Origin of the sequence: Devosia sp., assembly GCF_014860165.1 — a bacterium.
Lineage (GTDB): Bacteria > Pseudomonadota > Alphaproteobacteria > Rhizobiales > Devosiaceae > Devosia.
Genome location: NZ_JACZKG010000046.1, coordinates 71,913 through 95,882 on the forward strand (window position 1 = coordinate 71,913; position 23,970 = coordinate 95,882).

Here is a 23,970-nt window from a genome sequence, read left to right on the forward strand (position 1 = left end):
CCGTTGGCTCCTCTTCCTTTGCTACGCGCCGTAGATCGCGTCTCGAATGATGGGGCCGTAGTGCGCCCAAAGCATGATTAGCGCGCCCACTACAATTGCAATAAGGGCGAACCACCCCTTCAAATTCGCCTCTTCTGGATGAGCCTTATCCCAGGCGGCGCTTTCACGGCGAGCTCGCCGATTGCGGGCAGCAATATCCGCATTTTGTTGCTCTTGGGCCGCCCAATTATGCTGCTGCTGATCGCTCATGAAATGCGAACCCCCTATCGATCTAAGTCATCGTCACGATCACGCTGGCGCTGCTGCTCACTCTGGCGCGGAACCTGTTGACGAGCTGGGTCGCTGTTCGTCTGCTCTTTGCGAGCTTCTTGCTCGATCTTGCTCTTGTCAGCGGATTGTTTTGCTCGATCGACGCGCATCTGCTGCTCGTGCAACTGACGGGTATTGTCGTTAGCCTCGCGGTCGTCGTGATGTTCCCCGGACTGATAGCCCGGTTCTGCAACCTGCCGATCAGTCGTGGTTACAGACTGGCTATCCCCACTCGTCTTCGCATTCCCCTCTGGGGCTTGAAGTGGATCGGATTTGCCCTCCCTGCCATCGCTTTCGGCCGGCTCGTCCCCGCGCTCATTTTCCTGCTCGAGCTCGCGTAGGGCCTCTGTTTCTTGCACGACTTCAGCCAGATATGTGTTTCCGTCGCGCGCTGCGTTGATGACGGCCGACAGCTCGGCAGAGAAAATGGCGGTTGTCGGGTGATCTGGGTCCTTCGGCTCTCCCGCCTCTATCCAGGCATCCTGCGCGCGATCCATATTCTTCAATAGCGCAATGCCGGCATCGACGTCGTCGGCACCATGCTTTTCGACGGCCTCACGATATTGCCTGCGACCCTCGTCTACATCGACGCCTTGAGCCCGTAGTTCCGCATGTTCGACCAGCTCGGCCGCAGTTTCGACAACGGCGCGCTTAGCTTCGACAACCTCGCGCACCGACTGAGTGAGATCATCAAGCGCCTTGCGCTCCTCGGGGTCGGTTATCTCGCGCTCTGCCTTGAAGATCGCGGCCCCAACGGCCTTCTCATATTGCTCAAATTCTGGCCTGGTTCTGATATCCTGCTGTGCGCCGTCGGCCATGCTGGATTCCTCCGAAATGAGTGCCATCAACGATACCATATGCTTGGTAAATGCGGGAGAAGCTTGGCGACGCTCATCAAGGTTGATGACCTGCGCGCGCTGGATCTCAATGCCCCGGATTTGTTCGACTTGAGCACGGGCGAACTTTGCAATTTGGTTATCGGCAGATAGCGCCAAAGCGCCCCAGGTGCTGACTGCCTCGGTGCGATATTGCTGGCTCTGCGGACTGCTCGCATAGACACGCGCCCCTTCGCGTTTGGCGATATAGCGGGCATGAGCCGGTCGGCTCGTCCCTTCGTGTTCCGTGCGTCCTTTCCGGCTGACCGGGCGGACTTGGTTCTTCGTATATGCCGGCGCACTGGCGATATCGCGCCGATCCGTCATTTCCATCTGAATGCCGTTTTGCCGCGCATGCTCCGCCAGATTTTCCCGCCAATCCCGGAAGGTCGCGGGCCCAATCCGCGGACGCTCCCCATGCTCGTTTTTGGTGGTGATGATCGCATGGGCGTGAACGTGGGGCCGTTTACCGCCGTCGTCAGCAGCTTTCGGATCGGTCGCGGGGTCGTGCATGGCAAAAACATACCTGTGTCCCTGCTCCCCGAAAGTCCGCGCCATAAAGCTCCGCACGGCGCCTTCGAACGCTTCTGGATCGGTCCCCGCCCTGGCAGACATGATGACATGCATCACATCGCGCGGGGCCCGACTATGCAGCTCCTTGCGCCACTCGCGCTGCACCAAGTCACCAGCCTGCTTCTGATCCGCTATGGCGCGCCCACGATCAGTTGTGACGCCGCCGTCAAACTGCTTGACCAGATCGCGCAGTTTATGGGTGCCGTATTCAACACCGTTCCCGTAGCCGCCGAACCGAAAATTGCTGGGCTGCGCCGGCAGGTCGAGCTTGTTTTGACTAATGGCGCGGGCAATCATTCCCTCGCCCTTTGCATCGGGCGTGCGTCGGACACCGCTGGTACTGCGCAACACCATCAGGCCGGTCATGACCGCCGCACCGTCGCCCTGCCGCTCGATACCGAACGCGAAGCTGTGACGATCCTCGCCCTCTTCAGTGCGCGACGACACAAGGCCATGAAGTGTTGACCGTCCGACCTCACGCAACTCCAAATCCGATAATCCAGCGAAGTCGCCCCGGAGCTTTAGGGAGAGGCTGGCCATGTCCTTGCTATGGGCGCGATTATCCATAAGCGGCTCCCATTCTTCGAGGACCTTGGCCCTGTCCCCGGCCAGAGCCAGCTTTTCACCCCGCTCGTTTTCGACGCGCAAACTACCTTGGCGCGACACGTAATCCAGCATGGCCCCTGCTCTCGCGCCGCCAGCATAGGATGCCAGCTTCACTACGGCGGACTGACTCCCCTTCGCTATGCCCGCGTATCGCAGGGCCGTGGGCCTGCTAGGCGCGCTCTGCGCCATCGGCTTGCTTGGAGATCGTCCGCCGCCGCTGTACCCACTGCTAACCCCGCCAGACCTCTTTGGGGCAGCCTGATCCTGGAGTTGCATCAAGCGTTTGCGCCGGCGCTCGTCCTCTACCTCGGCGCGCAACCGTTCCCGGAGCTGGCTTGCCGCAGTTCCGAAGCCTGCCAAGTCCATCACACGGTCTCCCGGCGTCGGCTTGGACCGCGCTTAGCAAGCTCTCGAACCTCAAAACCCACGACCCCCATCATGGTCAGGACGTTGCCTAAGGCCATCAAGACCTCGTCTGGATGGACCTCGCGCTTGGCATTGATCGCCCGCGCAATCTGATTGAGGTTGACCCCAACGGCGCGAAATTCCTCTGCCAATGCTGCGAAAACCAGCCTGTCCTCATAGGACAGGAAGGGTTTCACCCCTGCGCCCTCGAGGCTCAGGGACCGGATAAAACTCGAAACGGTCAAGTCTGCCGCTTCCGCCGCCGCCTCGATCTGCTGCAATTCGTTACCGCTAACGCGAACCCGCACCACTTGCGACTTGGATTTCTCGCGAATCGGGTCGCGCCGGACGCTTGCCTTTGCCGCTCGATCGCTCTCGCTCGCAGATCCTTTGCGTCGGACCATTTACTGCTCTGCCTTGCCTACAACGGCCCGCCAGCGGGCTAAATCGAGGGCAGGTCCCTCGATCGTCAGCAGGTTGTACCACAAACATGCGTATCCTGCCAAAAAAAACGTAGACCTTAATCCTCCAAATAACTTCAAGGCGCTCTGTGAAAACCACATCGCCAGACGTCATAAGGAGGGGGCCCAAAGACGCCCTGGCGTGAACCTCAAGCCTTCGTGGTTTTCTGGTGAACTGGTTCGATACAAGCTGGTGAAATGCAAAGCACCAATTCACCAGCAAACCAGACATGCAGATTTGCCCAACTGGTTAAATGGCATTATCATGATCACCATGCTCGCAGACCTGCAGGATTTGGATCTACCAGGTCACCATTGGATCAAAGGGTATTGCGAGCGGTTTTGTGCGGCACGACGCGAGGAAGAGCGATGGCGAAGGTAATTTCGTTTGTCAGTGGCAAGGGCGGGGTCGGGAAAACCCTCGGCGCGATCCTGATCTCTGGCGAATACGCGCTTCGAGAGAACCATGTGCTCGTCATTGATGCCGACCCGACACAGCGGTTCTCTGACTGGTTTTCCGAGTCCGTACGCCGTGGCAATGGTCCAGAATTTATGACAGTCACCACGGCGTTGACCAAAGCTGCGGTTGCCCGTGAGGTACAACTCGCTCAGACCAAATTCGACTACGTGATTATCGACGCCCCAGGCACCGAGGGCGCCGTGAACCAAGAAGTGCTGCGCCAATCCGATATTGTAGCGACCCCGGTCAAAATTGGCCGCGATGAAGTCAAGGCAATGGCGACTGTTGCGGCAGAAGTGGCTCAGGTGAGCGACGAACTTGGACTAGAAATCCCTCACGTCACCTATGTCACCGAGCTGGCGGAAGTCCAAAAGTCGCTGTCGGCCTATGCCACCCTGCACAACTTTATCGTCAAACTCCAAGCAGATGGCTACTCGACACGGATTTTGAAAACCGAACTCTATTCGCGCAACATCTACAAGGAACTGCGAAACGGTTTAGGTCCGCTTCAAATCATCGACCCCAATCCGACGATCAAAAAAGCCCGACTTGAGGTCCAAAGGTTCGTCAAAGAATTCGACGAAATCCTTGCCGTCGACAAAATCAAGATCAATGCCTAGTGGAGCCAAAAAATGGCAGGTAAAGACGAACTGCTCGATAGCGTTCCCACCATGCGCCGCAGGCCGGCTACCAGTATGCGCCCTCAAGGCCAGCCGGCGTCTCCGCCCCGCGAGGCGGCGCAGTCATCCGAGCCCAATGCTGGCGATGTCATCGAAGAGGCCCCTCCGACGAGAACCTACCCCGCAGCAAACATAAAGAAGGGTTCGCTGTTTGATCTGAAGGCTGCTGAACGACCGAACTCAAAAGGGGCGGTCAACCTCCTCCTGGCGCCTGAGTTGAAGGCACGGCTCGATGCCGCCAATTATGCATCAAAGGTGCCGCGCGTTCAGATCGTCATTGCAGCGCTCGATGAGTATCTCGAAAAGAATGGCTTCTAGCCGTTATGAAATCGGGACGCCTATTCTTCACCGGGCTTGCTGTCGGATTTTTAATGGGTGTCTTCCTGTCCCCCATCATGACCAACTCGAATTTTGCCGGCGGGGCCCTCGCACAAGCCGTCAACGGGATGGCAGCGCAAATGGCGCCAAGGCCGCCGGCAACTACCTGGCCAACCGGCCCGGAAGCCCTAGCCGCACTCTTTCAGTTTTCCGACTGGCCTGAACCCGAGGCTGGCGACTCGTCGAGCATTAGCGTTGACGACTGCCTGTTGAATGGCGGCGATTTTATCTGCCGAATGACTATGCATCTGTCATGGGTGGAAACGCCGCGCATTGTGGAAGCCACTCTGAGAAAGTCATTGGATCATTGGTCCATGCTCGGCTTGAAGGAAATTAAGGCAACGTGAGTCAAACGCTCCGGCCGTCTCTACAGCGCTATTTGGTTAGCGCGTTCCGGCCTTCGCGAGGCCAACCTGTGAGCAGGGCGTTTTTTGCACGATTCAGCAAAGAATCTGGGTCACAATGGCCAAATGCTGAGCTTTGGCCTATTGGGCACCGGCAGCCTAAAATTCAGAAGAACCAGAAGACTTACGCCCCATGATGATGACGTTTTGCTGGACATTGATGTGAAAGAGATTGAGCGGCACATCAAATTGCTCGGCTTGATCCCCGTGTTGGACGAGGAATCGGGCAAGACGATCTATCGTCGTAAAACCAGTCTCCCAGTCCCCTCTCCTGAAGAACTCGAAAACAGGATTTCGGACCACCTCGCCGCAACGCGCGAGAACGCCAACATCACCAAAGAGGAAATGGCGGAATTGTTGGGACTATCCCAACAATTCTACGGTCGTGCCGAACGACGCGAAGCCCATTTGCGAGTGACCCGGCTGATCCTCATGATTGAGATTCTCGGTCCGGAGATGTTCGACGTTCTGGCCGAAGTTGCACCGCAGATTTTTGGGACGGATGAGGCCGAAGCAAAGGCCCGCGGCAAGCTGGTCAGCACTGTCATGAGGCTGCCCGCCAAGAACGTGCACGAAATCCTCACTTATGTTTCGCTGATCGCTGACCTCGTCCAGCGTGAACGAGACGAGGCCGACCATGCCGTTGTTCGCGATGTCAAAGAGCTGATGGACAAGAATGGTTTGACCAGTGAGGACGTGAAAGGGCTGATCCTCGCTGAAAAGGCCAAACGGGGACCTCGTAAACCTCGCAAGCTCAAGGCTTCGGAAACGGATAACTGAAACGGCCGCGCCTGCAAGGGCGCAACAATTAGGTTGGCCCCGGCGCCAAGCGCCAGGGCCGGGTCACATTAGTCCTGTGGGTCCCACGGGATGATCGCCTGCACCAACTCGTCGTCCTGACCGGGAAAGCGACCGAGATTGGCGTTGAGCTTTAGGCCCTTGATGCTGAGGGTGTAGTAGGGCTTCTTGTCGTTGTTGAGCTTCTTCCAAATGCCGCCAACTTCGATGTCGAGGCCACGGGGAGATTTGGCGAATACCCTGTGCGTCGGGGCCTTGGGGTTATCGGAGGTGAATGGTACAACCTTGATATCGAGATCACGATCGAGGGTGGACACGAGGCCGGTGCCGGTGGCTTTGGTGAATTCGTCGCTGTCGAACTTGATATAGTTGGTGATGGTCATTTTTGCTCTCCTATTGGGCGGTTGCAATGTCGCCGTTAACGCAGGGCGGATAAGGCAAAAAGCGCTCGACGGAGCGAAGCGGAGAAGCCCAAAAGGCCTCTAAAATTGTTGCGCGAGGAAGCCGCAGGCGGGGAATATTAAGGCCTGCCGGGCTCGATTTTTGACGACGCCATGCGAACAAGTTCAAATTGCAGATGCCCCTTTCGAAGCGAAATCTCACCACCTCATCCAGCTCGGACGACGTCTCTAGCCACAACCTATTGTGAACCAAATAAGGTATCACTACCAAGGAAAATCCCTGCCCTGGATTCCCCTAAGCATCGATTGGGCGCCATTTCCAGAACTCTGGCCTGAGTTTTAGGCTGTTGAAGTTCCGGAATCCGGAACCTTGCGCGCTACCTCCAACCTCATTCTGGCGCGGGCATAAATCGACTTTTCTAGGTGTAGGTCGCCAGTCATGGCGCGTTCAATCAGCGCCCGCATGAAACCGCCGGCAGATTTGATTTCGCCCGCCTCTCGGCGCTCAATGATTAGGGCCGCGGCCATAGCCGCTCCGGTTTGTCCCAATACGCTGGCCGCCTGATCGCGCCCATCGGCAGATATGCCCACCAGCACGCACAGCAGCGGGTATTTGTCGATTAGGGCGGGCCAACTCGTCGGGGCTTTACCGAGCCACGACTTCAAGGCGGGGCAGGCCGCTGTCAAGGTCTCTATCTGCATCGCACGGCCGGGCTCGGGCCGCGTTCTCAGGCTGGAATTTGCTTCGCCCCTTCTTTCATCCCAAGCCCCGCGAGCGAAGCTCGCTCCATTCAGGACAACTGGTCCGGCGCTGGCCGGACGCCATGCCCCTTCACTACGAGATACTAATTGGTTGAGATTTGTAGTCTGTATGTGGTCACGAATTTTGGGCGTCCTGCTCATGATTTTACCCGATGCCAGGCTGTCTTCACGACCTTTGTTAAGGCCATAGGCCCGCTCGGCAAGCCGACGACAAAGTCGCGCTGCTCGACCAATCTGGGCTGTCGTCGATTTCTTGCTCACATTGGCCAAGATGATGTTGAACCGGCGCTCAACCGTCGCAAGGATACGGCTCGCCAGGTCTTTCACGCTGCTCAGCACCAGGTGCAACTGCCGGACGGCGCCGCGGTACTCGCTCCAGGCAGCCTCCCTCGCGTTGCGGTCGCTACGCGCCTTTACGACCAACGCATTGAGTTCTCCATAACGCGCGATCAGCACGCGAAGGTCGATGCCAGAGACAGCGGCCAAATTCCCCGCATCATCGCGGCGGGCGAACCGCTTATAGTTTCCGCTATCCCGCATCGCGATCAACCCAGCATCAAATAGCCGGGACAGCAGCGCTCCTGTGTGGTTGGGCGACTTTCCGATCTCGAAGCCCAATGTGGCGTTTGACTTGAAGACGATCGGCAGGCCACCCGCCTCGAACTGTGGGCCAGGCGCGCTGTGGACAAGGGTGACGAGCAACATGGCTTCGGTCGAATTGACCAAACCCGTTTGCGGCAGGTCCTTTGCCAGCACTTGTAACTGCGATCGGGTAACGGCGCCTAGCTCGGCCTCTTCCGCCATTTTCCGGTAAAAAGCCCGAGCGTCTGTCTGTCGACGTCCTCTTGAATAAGTCGTCACCATTGCTCTCCAACAGTTGTGACCAGGGCGTGCGAAATCACTCGCCGAAATGACGCCAAACTCTTGACGAGGAATGGGGGAGGGCCTAAAAACGAACTACCACATTCGAGTTTCTAGACGATCTCCCCGCTTCGGTTCATTCCGAGGCGGTTTTCGTTTTTGCCGTCTGGTCAGCTCCAAATCTTAGTACGGGATATGAAAACCCATCACTGTGAGTGAGGATTCGCGCGTGTTGAAATTACATGCAAACGGACAAATCGCAACATTTTCACGTTAGAACTACCCACATCAGGCTAATTCCGATCGAGGGAAGACGAAGAAATCCCCTATATTCCGGGCGCCTTTGGATAGAACGACGGGTCTGGCTATTTGGCGATCCCGCTTTAGGGATATTTTGGTTTAGTCAGTCAAGCTCGTGAGAAGCGCAGGCATTTATGGTACGCACACTCCATGATCAGCACCCGCATCACCGCCGCCATCGTCCTGTTCGCTGCCACCCTTGGGACCTGGCCGGCACAGGCACAGGAATGGAATGTCCACTTCTCTATGTGCGGCCGAGATCGGGTCACATGCGTCGTTGATGGGGACACGATCTGGTTGCAGGGCGTCAACCTTCGGCTCGAGAGCTATGACACCCCAGAGCCGTACAATGACATCTGTGGCGGCCAAGCCGAGATTGCTCTAGCGAAGCGGGCCAGCGCACGCCTGCTTCAGCTTTTGAACGGCAATACCTTCACTGTCGAGACCGGCGGCAAGGATCGATACGACCGCATGCTCGCCACGATCCGTATCGGTGGCACGGATGTTGGCGACATCCTCATCGCCGAAGGGCTGGCTCGAAGGTGGCCGAACGGCGAGGAATTCTGGTGCTAGGTCGCAGCTAATGGCGGGATTGCGGCTGTGGGCTCGGTCGGAGGCGGCCTTTTTCTAGGGCGCTTTGCCGCGTCCCAGGAACAGATAGCGATACCAGCGCATCAATTCGTCCTGATCGGCGAGGTACAAACACGCCTTCCTCAAGCATTCGTCGCGACCGCTGACGGCTTCGAAAACAGCGCGTGGCGAAGTTCGATCTGTGATCCGGTTTGGCGGGTGTGCCTTGTTCGGAAACGCTCGATCGTTTCAATCGCGGCAAGTGGTGTAGGCCCCTCAGCGAGCGCGAGAGGAACATGGATGCCGATGGCGTCGGCAATCCGTGAATTGGCAAAGGGCACGTCGCCATCGAGCACGTAACCGAGCATGCACCCCACAGGCAGTTGCTCAGCATACTGCTCGGTGAGAAAACGCATCATGCCCTGTGTGACGTATACGGTGGCCAGGGAACTGCGGCTTCCGCCGTTGATCACGTTCAGCCGCTTGCACTCGTAAGCCAGGTATCGCTCTCGATCCCAGTCGAAGAGTACGGCAATGTCGATGATGCCCTTGCTGTATTTCGACCCGTCAGCCGCTAGGCCAAACGGCTCGAACTGATACTCGACCCAATGGCATAACCGACGCACCACAACGTCCTTGGCGAGGCGATCGACGAGGTTGATGGTGATGTCATCTTCCCCTGGCTGTTCGGGAAGAACCGCCATGCACTCTGGCCACGCTGCCGCGATCCGTTCGAGGAAGCGATCGTCAAACGAAACGAAGTTGTCGACCCATCCCTGCGCATCACCGATCAGCATCAATCCGCGTCCCGCTGCTGGGGCGCGGCGGCGGCTTGCTGGAGGTCGAGCGCTATCCCATCGGCATCAGCGAGCGCCGTGGAGCGCAGCCAGAAGCGCATCTGCATAGGCTTGATGAGGTAGAGGCAGTCACCGACGAAAACGCGCAAATCCGGCATGAGCTGGAAGTTACCGTCGAGGGGCCTGTGGATGTGGGCTGCAAGCTGCTCGAGTACCTCGCTGAGTTCGCCGGCCGCATCTTCGGCATAGTCTTCATGGCCGCCCAGATGCAGACGCAGGATCGCCAAATCAGCGCCGCGCGCGACAAGGCGCGCATCGATCTTTTTGCCTTTGAACCAGTCCGCGAGGCTCGCCGACAATGTGTGCGCGTATTGAGCGCGCTGCGGTTGGTCAGGCGCGCCCCAGAGTTTCGGGAAGTGGCCTTCATGGGGCTGAAGCGCAGGAAGGATCGCCTCGACAGTGTCGTCGATTAGCGCGATCTCATCGGGAGACAGGCAAAAATATTGGTACGCGAGCCGGTCGATCGTCCGAAGGATATTGCTGTCATCGACCTGCATCGAAAACGGCTCGCTAGAGCGTTCGCGTGCGTCGTCCACAATCGCGATCAGCTCAAGGGCCGCTTGGGCTGCTTCGGCCTGATCCGGGACATCGTCGGGTGATGGAAACGGCAATCGCAACAGGTCGGCTTGCTTGACTTCCGGGCGATCCGAACCGAACGACGCGGTGCCATGAAAGGCATACCAGACCGCGATGCGACTATTGAGGATCGCCGTGAGAACCTTTGCGCGGTCGCTTTGGCCGTCCGGCACCACGATCGCTTGCAAGATATCCTGGAAGGTCAGCGGCTGATCGCAGTATGCCGCCCGAAGGCGGTTTTGCGACGTCTCCACCCCACGCGGGATAAGGATGCGCGAGCCATCGAACCCGGGCTCGAACCCGCGGCGGCGAACCGTTGATGACGGGGCCGGGAGCAAGCCTTCCGCAGCCTGAGCCAGGCGCGAATAGGCTGCGATCGGCAGGTCTGGCAGTCGACCGACATACTCGCTTGCCAGAGGAGGCGCATCGCTATCGCTGTCTTCATTGAAGGGCTGATAGCCTTGCCCGATTACCCATCGATCGCCCGGTTTTTCGCGGCGACGGCTCAGGCTGCCGTAATCGCTGATGAAGGCTCCAAGTTTGGGAAGCCTCGCAAGGTAGGCGAAGAGTTTCGCGTCCGGCTCGCGCATCCAGAGGCGCTGCTTGAAGATGAGCGGGTTATCCAGGACCGCGCCCACCCCGAGTGCGGCCTTGTCGGAGCTACTCAGCGTGATGACACGCTTGATGCGCAAATTAAGGTCGGCCTTCGGCGCCCAGTAGTCGAAGCGATACGGGAAATTCTCCGGATTGGCGCCGCCGTAGATGATCAGAGCGGTAGGGCGATGGGCTTTCTCGAAAAGCTGGAATCGAAGATCTGCGAAGTTAATGACGCGACGGACCTGGGATTTTCGGAAGAACGCATCACGCGCTTCGACCGTGTTTTGAGCGTGATTGTGCAGGAACCCCATCGCCGGTAGCAGGAAGGCGATCAGTCCACCGTCGGCGAGATGAGACAGGGCCTTCCAGCTGAATGCCCAGGCATCCTCGCCACCAGGCATGGGATAACCGGCCTTCTTGCTCCACTGCACAGACGAACGCGCCGGGCCGCGGCGGCTGGTCCATGGCGGATTGCCAATGATGACCTCGTATCGGGCGCCATCAGGTGACACTTCGAAAAAGTCGCGGCAGACGAGGGTCTTGCCCCAAAGTTCCGGGAGGAGTTTCCCCCGGGTAATGAGCTTGCGGATGTCGCGTGGCGACACCTCTTCGAGCAAAGCGACGTAGAGCGAAAACACGGCGACCCGAACGGCGCCGCCATTCAAATCCCAGCCATGAATCTGGCTCAGTAAGGACAGCAGCGTTTTCCAGGAAATCGTCTGTGTCTTGTGCTTGGCGCGCCAGTGTTCGCACAGCCGCTGGAACGAGCGGACGAGGAAAACGCCTGACCCGCAGGCGGGGTCGAGGAAGTTTCCTGTCGTCCTTGTCGCATCCGGCAACATTTCCCAAGCTTGGGAAACGACCGTGTCGGCGAGGAACATGGGCGTGTAGTAGGCGCCGTTGGCGCGGCGTTCGGCCTCGCGTTCACCCAGGAACCGATCATATACGGCGCTGACGAGCTCGATCGGGATATAGCGGAAGTCATAGCCCCAGAACCGCTGCTGTCCGGAACGCGCCATTTCTTCACGGCCTGACCGGAACCGCGCCAAGATCGTCAGATGGGCAGGCAGGACTTCTGGCGCCTCGCCCGTGGCCTCGAAGGAGCACGGCGCAACGAACAGATCGCCGTTGAAATCCGCGTGGAGGGTCCGGAAAAAGGACCGGAAGAGAGTGACGTCGCCGGTTTCCAGCAGTGCTGAAAAACTCTCCGCGCTCTTCGCAGAGACGGCGGCAAAGTATGTGGGCGTTACGATCTCCCGGTCTTCAAGGTAGGCGATAAACATCGCCTGTATGAGCAGGGCCTGGGCCGCATCAGGAGCGAGCGCGGCCTTCTGCAGGAGGTCATGGGACGCATTCAAATTGTCGAGGAGTACCTGATCGATGCGTTCTTTTGGGGGGAAATACTCGCCGTAGTCCTTCCAGAGGCGGCCGGATTCCGCGCCATAGATCAGATTTTGAAAACGCAGCGCTTCGGTCGTCAGGGTGAGGCTGTCTATGAGACAGCGGGCCTCGAAGGCGTCGCCCGGATCGCTCAGCGGAGTACGGGCGAGCGAAAACGCTCTGAGCGTATCGTCGGCGATAACCAGCAACAGGCTGGCTAGGCCCTGATTCCAGAGCGCGCCATGAAGATCGATAATAGCGGCGCGATCGTAGTGATCAGCTTCTAGGATCGCGACGGTCGGGACGCCTTGGACGCAGAAGATCGCCGATACACCCATTTCGGTGAGGGCGGCTCGGATAGCCGGCGCGTGCGGTACGTCGCTGACGGCCTCGGCTGACTCGTAGAGTTCAGGCGAGCGCCGATGTGTGAGCCCCAAGCGGTCTTTCCACTCCGGCGCCAATGCGGATGCCAGGGTGGTGATCATGCTCGTTTACCGCGCAAATTTGGTTGGGTAGCGGCTGAAGTAGGCAGGAAGGGTAGATGGCCTTGCATTTGGTCAGCCGCCGCTTCCGCAAGCGCCGAGCGGAGGCGAACAATTATTGGAGCGCACGACACGCGAAGAGTAGGTTCGCTTGGCCAGTGCTCTTTCGCGACGCTTGCTTCTAATATCCGAAAGTTGCTTGCAGTAATCAACACGACACAATTTTCAAGTAAGGGCCAGGACTTCCCGTGGCATGCCTCGAACAACTGTTCGAACTGACTGCTTAGTGTTCCTATACGCACGCCGAAGCCGTTGACCAGCTCGGCGACTATCGCCAGGGCAACGACGTCACCTGGCATGAAGCTAGGGGCATGACCTCTGTGCCCAGATAGCGCAGGGATGGCGTCACGCCAGGTGCGAAAAGTATCCACCGAAATGGAAAGAAGTTCGCGAATCTGGCTTTGGGTGTAGCGCATGCGCGCCACATTAACCTACGGCGGTTACCTCATCAATCCGGGGTGCACCCCAAGTTAGTACTTTCTTTGTTCTTTAGTTTCAATCCAAGCGACCACTGCAAAAGAGCTTAGGCCAAAAAGGCCCCTTTCGATAAACCCACGGCCGATCGCAAACGGGCCGCAATCTGCCCCAAACGGCCGTCCGGCATCCAATATTAAACAAGGTCAACGACGGTGGGCTGGACCGTAGCTCCGTTCCTCCTGCTAAGTCGGCCTTTGGCCGTTGTGGGATTGACGGGGGCGTCGGTAGCGCCCACTTGGCCGCGTCATCCGGCTTGATGCGCAAGCCGATCCGCTCGGCCTGGCAGACCTTCACGACCGCCCCAACGTCCCACGGGTTCTCGCCACCGTCGCCGGGCAGTGGCGGAGGACCTACCCTAAGTCGTGGCTTTACCGAACATTAGTTCATGCTCCGGCACCGCTACTGCCGCCACCGGCGAAGCCGCGTGCAGCGGCACCGATGAACAGGCCCACGGTCTCCGCGATTACAGCCCGCCCGACCTCGGAACCGGCGCCCGCAGCGATATCTTTGAGCTGCTTACCGACCGCGCCCTTATCAGTCGGCAGGGCGTGCCCGATCGCTTCCATGGCCTTGCTCGTCAGCTGGACGTCTGCGGCCCACCCCGCACCGTCCTGCGTGAACGAGACGAACCCCTCGTGGCGGAGCCAGCGGAACAGGTCGTCGAATATGTCCTCGGCTTCGTCCTCGCTCTCCGGGCGCACGCTGGTCTGCGTGCCCAAATCGAGGGAGTTGAAATCCACCCGCCGCGGCCACGCGTCCGAAAGCTGCGCCAGAGTGTGAAGCGTCCAGGTCTTCCCGATGTCGTTGTTGCTCAGTGCCATATCAGTCCCCTCAATTCGGGGAGGACTATCGGTATGCGGCGTCGGTTCTTCAATCGCGAAAACGCGTTAACCACGATCGTCGCACAGCTGTCGGCCCAAACGCCTGGCCTCAGTCATCATCGGCCCGAAACGTTCCGGTGCCGGGGACATACGCTGGCTGGTTATGAAGCCGCCCCGACCTCTCCCCGTCGCCTCGGCCAGTCAACAGTCCTGCATCCTGCAGTCCCTCCAGATCGGGCAACTCTCGTAGAGTATCGAGCCCGAAATGCTCCAAAACTCCCTTTGTCGTCACATAGGTGAACGGCGCCCCAGCTGTTGGGCTACGCGGCCCCGCCGTGATCATGTTCTTATCCCGCAGCGCCCCGATGACATCGCGTGACACCTCACGGCCCAGGATTTCGGTGACCCCGGCCCGCGTCACCGGCTGATGATAGGCAATCGAAACGAGGACCATGACCTCATTCTGGGTCAGGTCCATCGCCCGTTCCCGCAAGGCCTTAGACGCATGGATCGCATCAGCATAGGCCACACGGGTCTGCATTCGCCAACCGCCGGCGATACGGGCAATGTCATATGGCTTGCCGACCAGCCCCGCCTGAATGTCATCGATCAACAGGTCGATGCTGGCATCGCGTCCGACGATCCTCGCCAGAGCCTCACGCTCCACCGGACGAGGGGAAGCGAACAACACGGCCTCAATGCGGTTCATCCATTCGCGCCAGCGCAGGTCGGCTGGCATATCGGTCAGCTCGGTATCGAAGATAGTTGGTTCAGCATCTGCTCGTTTGCGCCTGGCCATCTATTGCGCCCTCATAAGCCGTAGAGCCGAAACGTCGGACGACCACTAAGCTCGCGCACCGCCCCCAGCTCACCCAGCCGATCAAACAGCCGCCTGGCCCCGCGCGCCGACAGTTTTGAACTGGACCAGGACCCCGGCACCGCGTCATCCGACAGCAGCAGTTTGATGACGTCGCCCGATCCTTTGGCGCGGAGTTTTGGCGCCACCCCCGCCAATCTTCCGGCTCGTTGCGCCAAATCGGCGCCGAGCTCGCACGCCTCCGCCGCCGCGGTCGCATAGGCCAAAAACACCGCCCTGCCCCAGCCTTCTCCTCCCGGCCGGATGCGCTTGCGGTTCTCGCCGGACCTGAAGAAGGACGACGACACCTGCCCCATCAACAGCGGCACCGGAATGGGCCACCGGAGTTTTTGGGCCAGCAGGGCGTCGGCGAGCCAGAACCCCAACAATTCGCCGTCAGGCCGGGCCCGATAGACGGCACTGGCGATCTCGGCAGCCAGCACGGGCGCCGGCCGGGACGACACCGCCATCTCTTCGGCATTGGCGACGACGTCGGCGAGAGAGTCATCCCATCGCAGAGCAAAACACTGTTCGGCGACCGACCGCACCATTTCCTCGTCGCATCCGGCGGTCCGGCTGGCCAATCGGCGCCAGGCCATCAGCAGGTGCCCAGCGGGGCCAGGATCGTCGCCGGCACTGCGCAAATAGTGGGTGTCGCGCAGTGCTGATTCATCCTCGCGCCGGTCGGTCAAATTCACTGCCGCGGCAGCATTCCGCAGCGCCAGCCGTTGCCGCCAAGCGCCGGCCCAGGAAAAATCCTGACGCACCAGATTATCCAACGAATTCAAAGCCGCGCCGGTCGCATATGCCGCATCGGAGTCGTGCAAAACAAGACCACGTGGTCGCGCCCAAACCGGCACTTTGGGCACCGGTAGAGGATCGAAAATCAGCAAATCAGCGCGTGATTTCATGCCTGGATGCTAACACGCCACGGCGCTTATCGCCATAGAATATGCTGTTATGCGCCCCACATGGTGGCAATTAATAATGACTGATAATCTTGCATTATCGTTCATTTTGCTCATTATAGAGGGAATGGCCCGAAATCTCGACGCGAGCACCGAAAACGACCCTCAGCACGGCTCTGCTCGACCGCTGCGCACGCCTATAGCCGTCGGAATTTCGTCAGCATTAGACGGCGACGTCGAAATGGTCGAAAAAAACGACGACCCCTCGGCCGAGGCGCCCTCCCCTGCCCCGCAGATCGCTGCTGCTGTACCGGCGCATCTGGAAGCACTCGCCGATCGCGCCCGGGAATATGTCGAGGCGGCCAGCGCGCCGAACACGCGCCGCGCTTACGACTCGGACTGGAAGCATTTCGCTTCCTGGTGCAGGCGCCAGGGTCTTGATCAACTGCCGCCTGACCCGCAGATTGTCGGCCTTTACATCACGGCCTGCGCCTCCGGTGCCGCGACGAACAATCGGAAGCCGGCCGCTGTCTCAAGCATCGAACGGCGCCTGTCTGCGCTCTCCTGGCACTATCGCCAGCTCGGTGAGCGGCTCGACCGTGGTGACCGCCATATTGCAACTGTGCTCGAAGGCATTCGCAATACCCAGGGCCGCCCTCCGGTGCAGAAAGAGGCCGTGTTGCCGGAGGATCTCATCGCCATGCTCGAAACTCTCGATCGCGGCAGCCTGCGTGGCCTACGCGATCGAGCGATCCTGCTGATGGGCTTTGCCGGGGGCCTGCGGCGTTCGGAAGTGGTGGGGCTCGACCTCGCCGAGGATCAAACAAAGGACGGGCGCGGCTGGATAGAAGTTCTCGAGCGCGGGGTGGTTTTGACCCTGCGCGGCAAGACCGGCTGGCGCGAGGTCGAGATCGGGCGTGGCTCTTCTGACCGCACCTGCCCCGTGATCGCCCTCGAAACCTGGCTCAAGCTGGGCCGTATCGCGCATGGCCCCCTGTTTCGCCGGGTGACTGGTGGCGGCAAGGCCGTCGGGCCGGAACGGCTGCGAGACCAGGAGGTCGCTCGGCTGGTCAAACGCGCTGCAATCGCAGCCGGGATCCGGGGTGATCTTCCGGAAGGCGAGCGAGCAACGAAGTTTGCCGGGCATTCGCTAAGGGCGGGCCTGGCCAGCTCAGCGGAGGTCGACGAACGCTATGTGCAAAAGCAACTCGGCCATGCTTCGGCTGAGATGACCCGGCGCTATCAGCGGCGTCGCGATCGGTTTCGTGTCAATCTCACCAAAGCGGCAGGTTTGTAGTTCAATGGCAACCAATCACCAACTGGTCGAAACCATTCTAGTGGAAACGCTCGCCTGCCAAGATCCCAATAGCGCGGCGTCCAAGACCAGGCTGCTGGGCCGCTATCAGCCGCTGGGGCCGTATATCCCGGGCGATCATGGAAGCTATCCAACAACCGACCTAGCGATGAATGCCTTGGCAGAGCTCGCCGACATCACCAGAGAGAATGCCGCGGATATAAACATCGCTGTAAGTCGAGATCGTATGCGCATGATCACTTCCGAGGTGTTCGGTGCGTCGCTGCAAGAACTCTCCAGGGAGCGCGATACGAGCCAACACTGGCCGATGGTAAAGGTCCGCCTATTGGAGCGCGCTCGATCGTCAACAAAGAGCATCGTGCACTACGTTCCGGTATGGCTGTTCGTTGGTCAAGAATGCGGCCCCTTCAGCATTGGAGGTGTGAAGTTCATCAAACGCCGCGATTGGCTTGAGGAAATTGCGAGCCGACGCGGCAAGCAGTCGTCATGGATGCCGGACGTTGAGAGCCTTTGGGCTGGAACCAAGCTTAAGGGCGGGTCGGGGTTGGCTGGAGCTAAGGGGGCTTTGGCAGCGCTGCGGCGGGGAGAGCACAATTTCAAGTCGCTGCGACTTGCATTTCACAATGCGAAAAGGTTCTCGGAACCGAAGGACCTATCTAACGCTCGAACAGTTGCCCGACTTGTGCACCCTGACCAATGGGTGGCGTGCAGTCTCGTTGAAGGCTTCGAACCCGAAGAGTCGAGACGTCGAGGCGTTTTGGCAGTCCAGGTTGCGCTGGATACCTTGCGTTTGGCAATGGTTAGGCCGGCTCGGTCCTTGATTTCGACTGCAGTCGACAGTGTTCAACCTTTGTCCGTCGATCGTCTGAATCAGGTGGCAGGTGAGGATCTTGCCCATGGGTTTAGGATCAATCGGCCTGGGATGAGCGGTGCACCAGGGCTGGCCCAAGCTATAGTGGATGGGTCGAAGGATCTGTTCGAGGCTGCGGGGGCCGCTCTTTTGCCGGCGACGAATGTGTCAGCGCATCATCAATGCCCAAAGCTGGCGGACAGATGGTTTAACGCGGTTCACTGGTATGGTCGAGCGTGCCTGGCAGATGTAGATTTCGTCGCCGTCGTCATGCTGGTCATCGCACTCGATATATTGTCCGGAGGCCGGGAACAGAAGGGGATTCTAGAACTTGTGGCCAGGCTCACCGGCATCGCAATGTCGCAGCAAGTGCTGGGAGATGGCACTACACTGAAAAAGCTCGTGGAGCGAACCTACAAATTGCGTTCTGAAGTCGCCCATGGATCGGTCTTGGCGGTGCATGCTCAGCTTGATGTCGAACGCGGCCAGTTGGAAGATTTGGCGACCGCAGCACTCGATCAATATGCCGTCCAACTCCACCACTATGCCGGTGTAGGGGGCATTGATGACAGGGATGCATTTCTCAAGAGCCTACAAGCTGCTAAACTTTAACCACGCTTCGCACTGGCGGGATGAACATGGCACCGATACTTCCAAGCTTGCACAAAACACTTAAGCTGAAAACGGACGAGGCTCGTCCTCTTGTTCGCCCGGCGATTGCTGATGAGATTTCAGTCTATGAAAAAGCTGAGAGTCGCGCCAAAGCAAGTAAAGGTCGAATTGCATTCACTCTTTCGCGACTAGACTTCGACCTCTTAGTAACCCGCGCCAACGGCAGGTGTGAGGACACCGATATGGAGTTCGAGCAGCTTACAAATTCAACGGGTCGATACCGAGATAATTGGATAAGCATCGACCGCATTGAAAACGACGGTCCATATTCCCTTGAGAATTGCCGACTGGTGACCGCCGCCGCCAACTACGCAAGAGGCGACCGTTCTATCCAAGATTACCACGTCCAGAGGCTCCTGTATTTCGCGTTTCTGGGAATGGCCATCGATGATAAATTTCTGCTCTCGAGAGGGGGCGTGGACCCCAATCGTTGGCTATTCTAAGGCGGTGGCGGTATGCCACGTCGCCGTTGCCTTAGGCCCCCTGCCCTAGCGCCGGTGAAATAGCGGATTGGGGCACAAGGCCCGAAGCTGGTCGATGACTTCGACAACGTCAGTTGGGTCAAGATCCACAACTGCGAAAAACTTACGCCCAAACCCGCCCAGGGATGTCCCGAGTACCTTTCCTTCGGTCCCGTTCTTCAAAAGAAAGCGGTCATGTAACTGATCCGAGCTGAAATGGCGAACGTTTCGGCCCTCCTTCAGCCCTTGTAGCACCGCCGGGCGCACCTTCTGGCTGTAGCTGTTGCTATAAAGGTCGACCTTTTTCGCGGACTTAGGGATTAGGTCGGCGATTGCCTTTGCGTAGGCCTCTACGTCCGAGAACATTCCGGTCGGTTTGTACTGGAGTAGATATGGGTCACAAAGGATCACCTCCTCCGCCCCTTTCAACCAATGTCGCAAGGTACGCAGCCCGTCCTTAGCGTCGCGGAAATTGGCCGCCACGATGAACTGCATGGTCACGAGTTCGTCCTCGGTCGGCGCTTGCATCCCTCGCCCGTCCGCCGTCAGTCGCTCACAAAGAGACATCAGGGCGAATTCCCATTCACGGGACATCAGAAGACTTGGACCGGGAGGCAGCCCGCTGCGGATCTGCGCTAGGCATGCTTCAAACAACCTGAGGCAATCCCGCCGAAGAGACGGGTCAATTGGTGATGAAGCATCATCGTTGATTTTCAATTCATCGCCGCCAGTCATTGTTCATCCTATTTCTCGGAGCGCCTTGAAAGCGAGCGCTTGAGAGTGTCGCTGATTTCGAGCCGCTTTTCGGTCCGATCAAGTCGTTTTGCGGCGCCCAGTTCGCTCTCGGCTTCAGCAATTCCCGCCCCAGTTACCTTCGCGGCGTCGAGCTTGGCCCGCAGCAGCGCCATGATCATCGGCCAGGGCGAGAATTTCCCTTCCTTGGCCTTTTCCGTGAGGTTTCGGAGATATCCGCCAGGGGATTTGATCTGATCGGACTTTTGATAGATCGCCGCCAGCGTAATCGCGGCCGGCTGCTCGCCCATTGCGACCTGGGCATCCTCCCAGGCACTTGGGCTGATGCCCAAAACCGGCCGGGCCAGGTCTGCGGCCGCCAGGAATTCACGCCATTGGCTGATATCGCCACCTTTCGTCAACCAGCGGACGTTAGGGCATGCGTCCAGCACGATGCCAAGGGGCAGTTCGCGCTTCGGCAAGCGCCGCAGGTTGTCCGTTTCGCCGGTGGTGCCGCCTTCTTCTCTTTTTGATCCTAAGCCGCTTTCAGATTCAGTTTTAGATTCGGTATTTGAATTCTGTATGTGGCGGTCAATTTGGGACTCATTGGCGTTCATATTCTGTGTTTTTACGAATGATTCCAACACATCACGGATCTGCGTCCATAGATCGTCGAGCTCCGCCGCCACAGCCTCAAGAACCTGTCGTGGCGCGGTCCGGGGAAGCCGTCCGATGATCGCCTGATATTCGAGATGCACGCTGCCCCAATTGCCGGGCACACCTTCCTCGATAGCCGCTTCGATCATCTTGACGATGTCGCGCCGGCAGATCGTCAGCTTTTCTTTGACGACCTTATAGGCCTTCTTCTCAGCGCGAACTGCCTCTGCGAGCTCCTTGAACTCTATAGCGCGGGCAACGATCGGCGACAGGTCAAAGCCATAGGCCTGCTCGACGTCGCCGCCCTGCCCCTTGCGGGCGTAGCGCTTGCCGTTGGGGCTGTCCCGACGAACGACCAAGCCGCAGTCGACCAGGTTGGCCAGATGCCGGCGTAGCGTCGTCGGAGACATCCCGTTCGCGCGGCCGATGAGCTGCTCGTTGGATGGCCAAACGATGAGTGCGCTGTCGCCGTAGAACGCCGTCTCGGGATGGAACGACAGCAGGGCATCGAGGATGGCCAGCGCCCGATCGGTGGCGCCCAGGGCAATCCGGGCTTCCTTGATATTCCTGAAGACGTGCCATTTATGCACGGTCGCGCCTTCCGGCGCAGTCTGAGCCGTGACCTGGCTGGCAATCATGCCAAGCGTCATCGGTCGCCGCCCAAAGGGCGTCGTTACAGTATGGGTCTGCATCCTTCTTCACCTATCTCTAGGCAATAGAAATCCGCTCGCCGAATCGACGCTCAGTGCCCGAAGGCCTTGACTGTGATTCCTGGAAGTGCGATTCTCTTGATACCACTCTTGAGAAGGGCTTCCGGAATGTCGTTTCGGGGGCCTTTTTCTTTGCCCGGTTTCATGTGCTCCGAGTGCTAATTGTCAGCTGACAATTCACCAAAAGCGTTTGATATTCAGCGGGTTGATCCTTTCGACTGTTTCTCTGTTTTGGCTTCGGCGCTGCCCGCAAACTCTTCAAGGAGTGCGGGAAGGCGTTGTTGGATAAAGCTCGCGAAGGCAGGATTGTCTGAGACAAGGCGGACTTGGCGCCCCTTCTTTTCGACCCACGCAACTCGGTCGGGAGAGGCAAGCCTACGCTTGGCCGTGCGCTGCTTTGACCCGACGGCCTGCAACGCCATGGCGAAACGCTGATCGCTGTCCCCGCTTTGAAAGTCAGATGACCCCAACACTTCGTCGAGCGCCTCGCGGGCGCCGGCGGGCTCGAGACCTTTGACAAGCTGGAGCCATCGAGGGCGACCAATCTTGGGCGCCGGGCCAATGGCGACGATCAGGTCCTCGCCGAGAGCCTGGGCAACGGTGAGCAGGCGTGAAATCTCTGGCTTATCGACGCTGAGGGCGGCCGACAGCGTGTCGCGATCGAAACCGTGGGTTTCCATCTGCATGGCGAAGCGCGCACGCTCGACAAAGGTGAGGTCCTCGCGCGGCCCGTTCTCCTGCCCCTGCAGGATGACCATTTCCTGATCGGACAGTTTGCGGACAATGGCTTTGAGCTTGAGCCCAAGCTCTTGAGCCACCCGCCAGCGCCGATGGCCAGCGGCGATCTGGAAGCGCCCTTCGTCGGTCGGGTGCGGACGGGCAATGACAGGAATCTGCTGCCCATTTTCGGCAATAGCTGCCTTGAGCTGCTGCAGGCGTCCATCGCTCGCCGAAGAAATACGGTCAGAAACGATCGAGGCAGTAAACAGCGCCGGGTCAAGCTCCTGGGTCGTTTCGCGACTGGCCAGCTCTTCGCGCAAAACCTTGGCTTGAGCGGCCTCGGCCGACAGGCGATCGAGGCCAAGGCTCATGGCCTTGACGGCGCCCGAAGGCCGCGCCTGCGACGGCGATCCGTCCTCTGGACGTCCCGGCTTGCCGGCGGCGACCAGACTTTGCAGAATGTCCCTGCCCCGCCCGTCGGGTTTCTTCATTTGACCGCCCTCCCCCAGGCCTGGTGGACCAGCTTCTCAATGTCGCCGTTGACGGCATCCATCGATTCAAGCGCCCGGTCGTAGGTCTGGCGGTTCATGGATTCACGAGGGGCTTCGTAGACGGTCTGCTTGGAAAGGCCGGCGTCAGAAATGGCAGTCGACTTGACCATCATCGGCGTCAGCACGCGCTCTCCGAAAAGATTGCGCAGGAAGGCAACAATCTGGTTCTGCGGGCCATCATTGGGTTCATGCCGGGTGACCAGATATCGCATCCAGTCATAATTGAGGTTGCCGCCGTTATCGCGCACGACAGCCAGCAATTGCGAGGTCATGGCCAGGAACTGGTTCATCGAGGCAACGTCGAGCATTTGCGGGTGAACCGTGATCAGGACGGCCGTCGCGGCGCACAGCGCCGACATGGTGAGAAAGCCAAGCTGGGGCGGGCAGTCGATGACGACGACGTCGTAGTCGTCAGCCACGCTCTGCAAGGCACTGGCGACCCGCATGAAAAACAGGCCATCGTCGTCCTGCGTGCCGCTCGACAATACGCGCGGCGTGTCATGCTCGAACTCGTGCAATTCGAGATTGCCGGGCACCAGGTCGAGGCCCGCGAAATAGGTCTTGCGAACAATCTCCGAAAGCGGCCGGCGCTGCTCGTCGTAGCGGATGGCGCCGTAGAGCGTCATGTTATCAGCCACGTCGAATTCAGGCTGATAGCCGAACAGAGCTGACATTGATGCCTGCGGGTCGAGATCGACGGCAAGGACACGATGACCATGGAGCGCTAGATATTGCGCCAAATGGGTCGCCGTCGTGGTCTTGCCCGAGCCACCCTTGAAGTTGGTCACGGCAATGACTTGGAGATGCTCGCCTTCCTTCCGCCAAGGAACGTAGGAGGTCTTGCCCTTGGTCAGGTGCTGCCGAAGAGCATGGACCTGCTCCAGAGAATAGCGGCGTCGCCCGGTGGTGGCCTTTTCGGGGATCGGTCCGGCTTCGTCCGTCGCCAGGTTCCTGATATAGCTTTCGGTGACGCCGATCAGTTTTGCGGTTTCGGCCGTTGAGAACGTGCGGAGCTCTTTTTGCGCTTCAGGCGGAAACAGACGTTCCCGCAGGACTTGGAGCTGCGAGCCCAAAGCCTGAGAATCTTCCCAGATCGTTTCATCAAACGCTGGGCCGCCCTGGGGTCGGGAATTTGCAGCTACAACTGGCTTCATCGTGAAAGTCGCAAAATAGAGCCACTCTGGTTATTTTCCGCAAATTGACCCGACTCTCACGGGGCGGTCAAGGAATATTGGGTTAACAGACTCCTAATGCGCCCTTGCAGAATCAGAACCACGTTGATTTTGCAGCATTTTTTGCGAAATTGTCAGCTGACAATTCGGCATACCGCCGGCTTCATACGAACACCCTGAGTGGCACCAGGTTTCGCTCTGAGCCGACTCGGCCCGGATGACCCCGCTTTTGGCGCGCGTGAAGCGGGCGACAAAGCCGCGATCCCGGTTCGA

23 protein-coding genes are annotated in these 23,970 nt (G+C 59.0%); 8 read left to right on the forward strand and 15 right to left on the reverse strand.

The window, feature by feature from the left end:
* Positions 1-21: 21 nt before the first annotated feature.
* The 3 genes from IH615_RS11330 to mobC form a co-directional block, all read right to left on the reverse strand.
* Positions 22-249, reverse strand: coding sequence for a hypothetical protein (locus IH615_RS11330; protein ID WP_291361978.1), 228 nt, complete (start codon positions 247-249; stop codon positions 22-24).
* Positions 250-263: 14 nt separating this feature from the next.
* The gene (locus IH615_RS11335) at positions 264-2,435 is read right to left on the reverse strand and encodes a hypothetical protein (protein WP_291361979.1); all 2,172 of its coding nucleotides are present in this window, start codon (positions 2,433-2,435) and stop codon (positions 264-266) included.
* Positions 2,436-2,728: 293 nt separating this feature from the next.
* Positions 2,729-3,172 (reverse strand): plasmid mobilization relaxosome protein MobC, encoded by a 444-nt coding sequence (mobC, locus tag IH615_RS11340; RefSeq protein WP_291361980.1) that lies wholly within the window; start codon positions 3,170-3,172, stop codon positions 2,729-2,731.
* Between the two features lie 426 nt (positions 3,173-3,598).
* On the opposite strand from mobC, the gene IH615_RS11345 reads away from it, so the two are divergent.
* From IH615_RS11345 to IH615_RS11360, 4 genes are all read left to right on the forward strand, one after another.
* Complete coding sequence (locus IH615_RS11345) at positions 3,599-4,309, forward strand: ParA family protein (protein ID WP_291361981.1); 711 nt, start codon at positions 3,599-3,601, stop codon at positions 4,307-4,309.
* A gap of 12 nt (positions 4,310-4,321) precedes the next feature.
* A complete protein-coding gene (locus IH615_RS11350; protein WP_291361982.1) occupies positions 4,322-4,687 on the forward strand; it encodes a hypothetical protein in 366 nt (121 codons plus the stop codon).
* Between the two features lie 53 nt (positions 4,688-4,740).
* A complete protein-coding gene (locus tag IH615_RS11355) occupies positions 4,741-5,094 on the forward strand; it encodes a hypothetical protein (RefSeq protein ID WP_291361983.1) in 354 nt (117 codons plus the stop codon).
* 123 nt (positions 5,095-5,217) lie between these two features.
* Positions 5,218-5,931, forward strand: coding sequence for a helix-turn-helix domain-containing protein (locus IH615_RS11360; protein ID WP_291361984.1), 714 nt, complete (start codon positions 5,218-5,220; stop codon positions 5,929-5,931).
* A 68-nt stretch (positions 5,932-5,999) separates the two neighbouring features.
* On the opposite strand, the gene IH615_RS11365 is transcribed toward IH615_RS11360, so the two are convergent.
* On the reverse strand, positions 6,000-6,332 hold the full coding sequence (locus IH615_RS11365; protein WP_291361985.1) for a DUF736 family protein: 333 nt from the start codon (positions 6,330-6,332) through the stop codon (positions 6,000-6,002).
* Between the two features lie 357 nt (positions 6,333-6,689).
* Positions 6,690-7,976 carry a plasmid replication protein RepC gene (gene repC / locus IH615_RS11370; protein WP_291361986.1) on the reverse strand — a complete coding sequence of 429 codons (1,287 nt, stop codon included), beginning with the start codon at positions 7,974-7,976 and terminating at the stop codon, positions 6,690-6,692.
* A 447-nt stretch (positions 7,977-8,423) separates the two neighbouring features.
* On the opposite strand from repC (IH615_RS11370), the gene IH615_RS11375 reads away from it, so the two are divergent.
* Positions 8,424-8,846: a thermonuclease family protein gene (locus IH615_RS11375; protein WP_291361987.1), complete on the forward strand. Its 423-nt coding sequence runs from the start codon at positions 8,424-8,426 to the stop codon at positions 8,844-8,846.
* A 140-nt stretch (positions 8,847-8,986) separates the two neighbouring features.
* Here the strand turns inward: IH615_RS11375 and IH615_RS11380 are convergent, their stop codons facing one another.
* The 6 genes from IH615_RS11380 to IH615_RS11405 all read right to left on the reverse strand — a co-directional run bounded on the left by IH615_RS11380 (position 8,987) and on the right by IH615_RS11405 (position 15,860).
* The gene (locus tag IH615_RS11380; RefSeq protein ID WP_291361988.1) at positions 8,987-9,640 is read right to left on the reverse strand and encodes a hypothetical protein; all 654 of its coding nucleotides are present in this window, start codon (positions 9,638-9,640) and stop codon (positions 8,987-8,989) included.
* On the reverse strand, positions 9,640-12,738 hold the full coding sequence (locus tag IH615_RS11385; protein ID WP_291361989.1) for an N-6 DNA methylase: 3,099 nt from the start codon (positions 12,736-12,738) through the stop codon (positions 9,640-9,642). Before IH615_RS11385 ends, IH615_RS11380 begins: the two co-directional genes overlap by 1 nt.
* Positions 12,735-13,211, reverse strand: coding sequence for a hypothetical protein (locus tag IH615_RS11390; RefSeq protein ID WP_291361990.1), 477 nt, complete (start codon positions 13,209-13,211; stop codon positions 12,735-12,737). The genes IH615_RS11385 and IH615_RS11390 overlap by 4 nt, the downstream gene beginning before the upstream one ends.
* 444 nt (positions 13,212-13,655) lie before the next feature.
* Positions 13,656-14,093 carry a hypothetical protein gene (locus IH615_RS11395; protein ID WP_291361991.1) on the reverse strand — a complete coding sequence of 146 codons (438 nt, stop codon included), beginning with the start codon at positions 14,091-14,093 and terminating at the stop codon, positions 13,656-13,658.
* Between the two features lie 109 nt (positions 14,094-14,202).
* Positions 14,203-14,892, reverse strand: a complete 690-nt coding sequence (locus IH615_RS11400; protein ID WP_291361992.1) for an SMC-Scp complex subunit ScpB — start codon at positions 14,890-14,892, stop codon at positions 14,203-14,205.
* Positions 14,893-14,903: 11 nt separating this feature from the next.
* A complete protein-coding gene (locus tag IH615_RS11405) occupies positions 14,904-15,860 on the reverse strand; it encodes a DUF1403 family protein (protein WP_291361993.1) in 957 nt (318 codons plus the stop codon).
* Between the two features lie 124 nt (positions 15,861-15,984).
* On the opposite strand from IH615_RS11405, the gene IH615_RS11410 reads away from it, so the two are divergent.
* The 3 genes from IH615_RS11410 to IH615_RS11420 are packed head-to-tail and all read left to right on the forward strand — an operon-like array spanning position 15,985 to position 19,137.
* Positions 15,985-17,154: a tyrosine-type recombinase/integrase gene (locus IH615_RS11410; RefSeq protein WP_291362026.1), complete on the forward strand. Its 1,170-nt coding sequence runs from the start codon at positions 15,985-15,987 to the stop codon at positions 17,152-17,154.
* A 4-nt stretch (positions 17,155-17,158) separates the two neighbouring features.
* The gene (locus IH615_RS11415) at positions 17,159-18,634 is read left to right on the forward strand and encodes a HEPN domain-containing protein (protein ID WP_291361994.1); all 1,476 of its coding nucleotides are present in this window, start codon (positions 17,159-17,161) and stop codon (positions 18,632-18,634) included.
* A gap of 26 nt (positions 18,635-18,660) precedes the next feature.
* Positions 18,661-19,137, forward strand: coding sequence for a hypothetical protein (locus IH615_RS11420; RefSeq protein ID WP_291361995.1), 477 nt, complete (start codon positions 18,661-18,663; stop codon positions 19,135-19,137).
* Positions 19,138-19,182: 45 nt separating this feature from the next.
* Here the strand turns inward: IH615_RS11420 and IH615_RS11425 are convergent, their stop codons facing one another.
* The 4 genes from IH615_RS11425 to repA all read right to left on the reverse strand — a co-directional run bounded on the left by IH615_RS11425 (position 19,183) and on the right by repA (position 23,679).
* On the reverse strand, positions 19,183-19,890 hold the full coding sequence (locus IH615_RS11425; protein ID WP_291361996.1) for a hypothetical protein: 708 nt from the start codon (positions 19,888-19,890) through the stop codon (positions 19,183-19,185).
* A gap of 8 nt (positions 19,891-19,898) precedes the next feature.
* Positions 19,899-21,236 (reverse strand): plasmid replication protein RepC, encoded by a 1,338-nt coding sequence (gene repC / locus IH615_RS11430; protein ID WP_291361997.1) that lies wholly within the window; start codon positions 21,234-21,236, stop codon positions 19,899-19,901.
* A 215-nt stretch (positions 21,237-21,451) separates the two neighbouring features.
* The gene (repB, locus tag IH615_RS11435; protein WP_291361998.1) at positions 21,452-22,465 is read right to left on the reverse strand and encodes a plasmid partitioning protein RepB; all 1,014 of its coding nucleotides are present in this window, start codon (positions 22,463-22,465) and stop codon (positions 21,452-21,454) included.
* Positions 22,462-23,679, reverse strand: a complete 1,218-nt coding sequence (repA, locus tag IH615_RS11440; RefSeq protein ID WP_291361999.1) for a plasmid partitioning protein RepA — start codon at positions 23,677-23,679, stop codon at positions 22,462-22,464. The genes repB and repA overlap by 4 nt, the downstream gene beginning before the upstream one ends.
* Between the last annotated feature and the right edge of the window lie 291 nt (positions 23,680-23,970).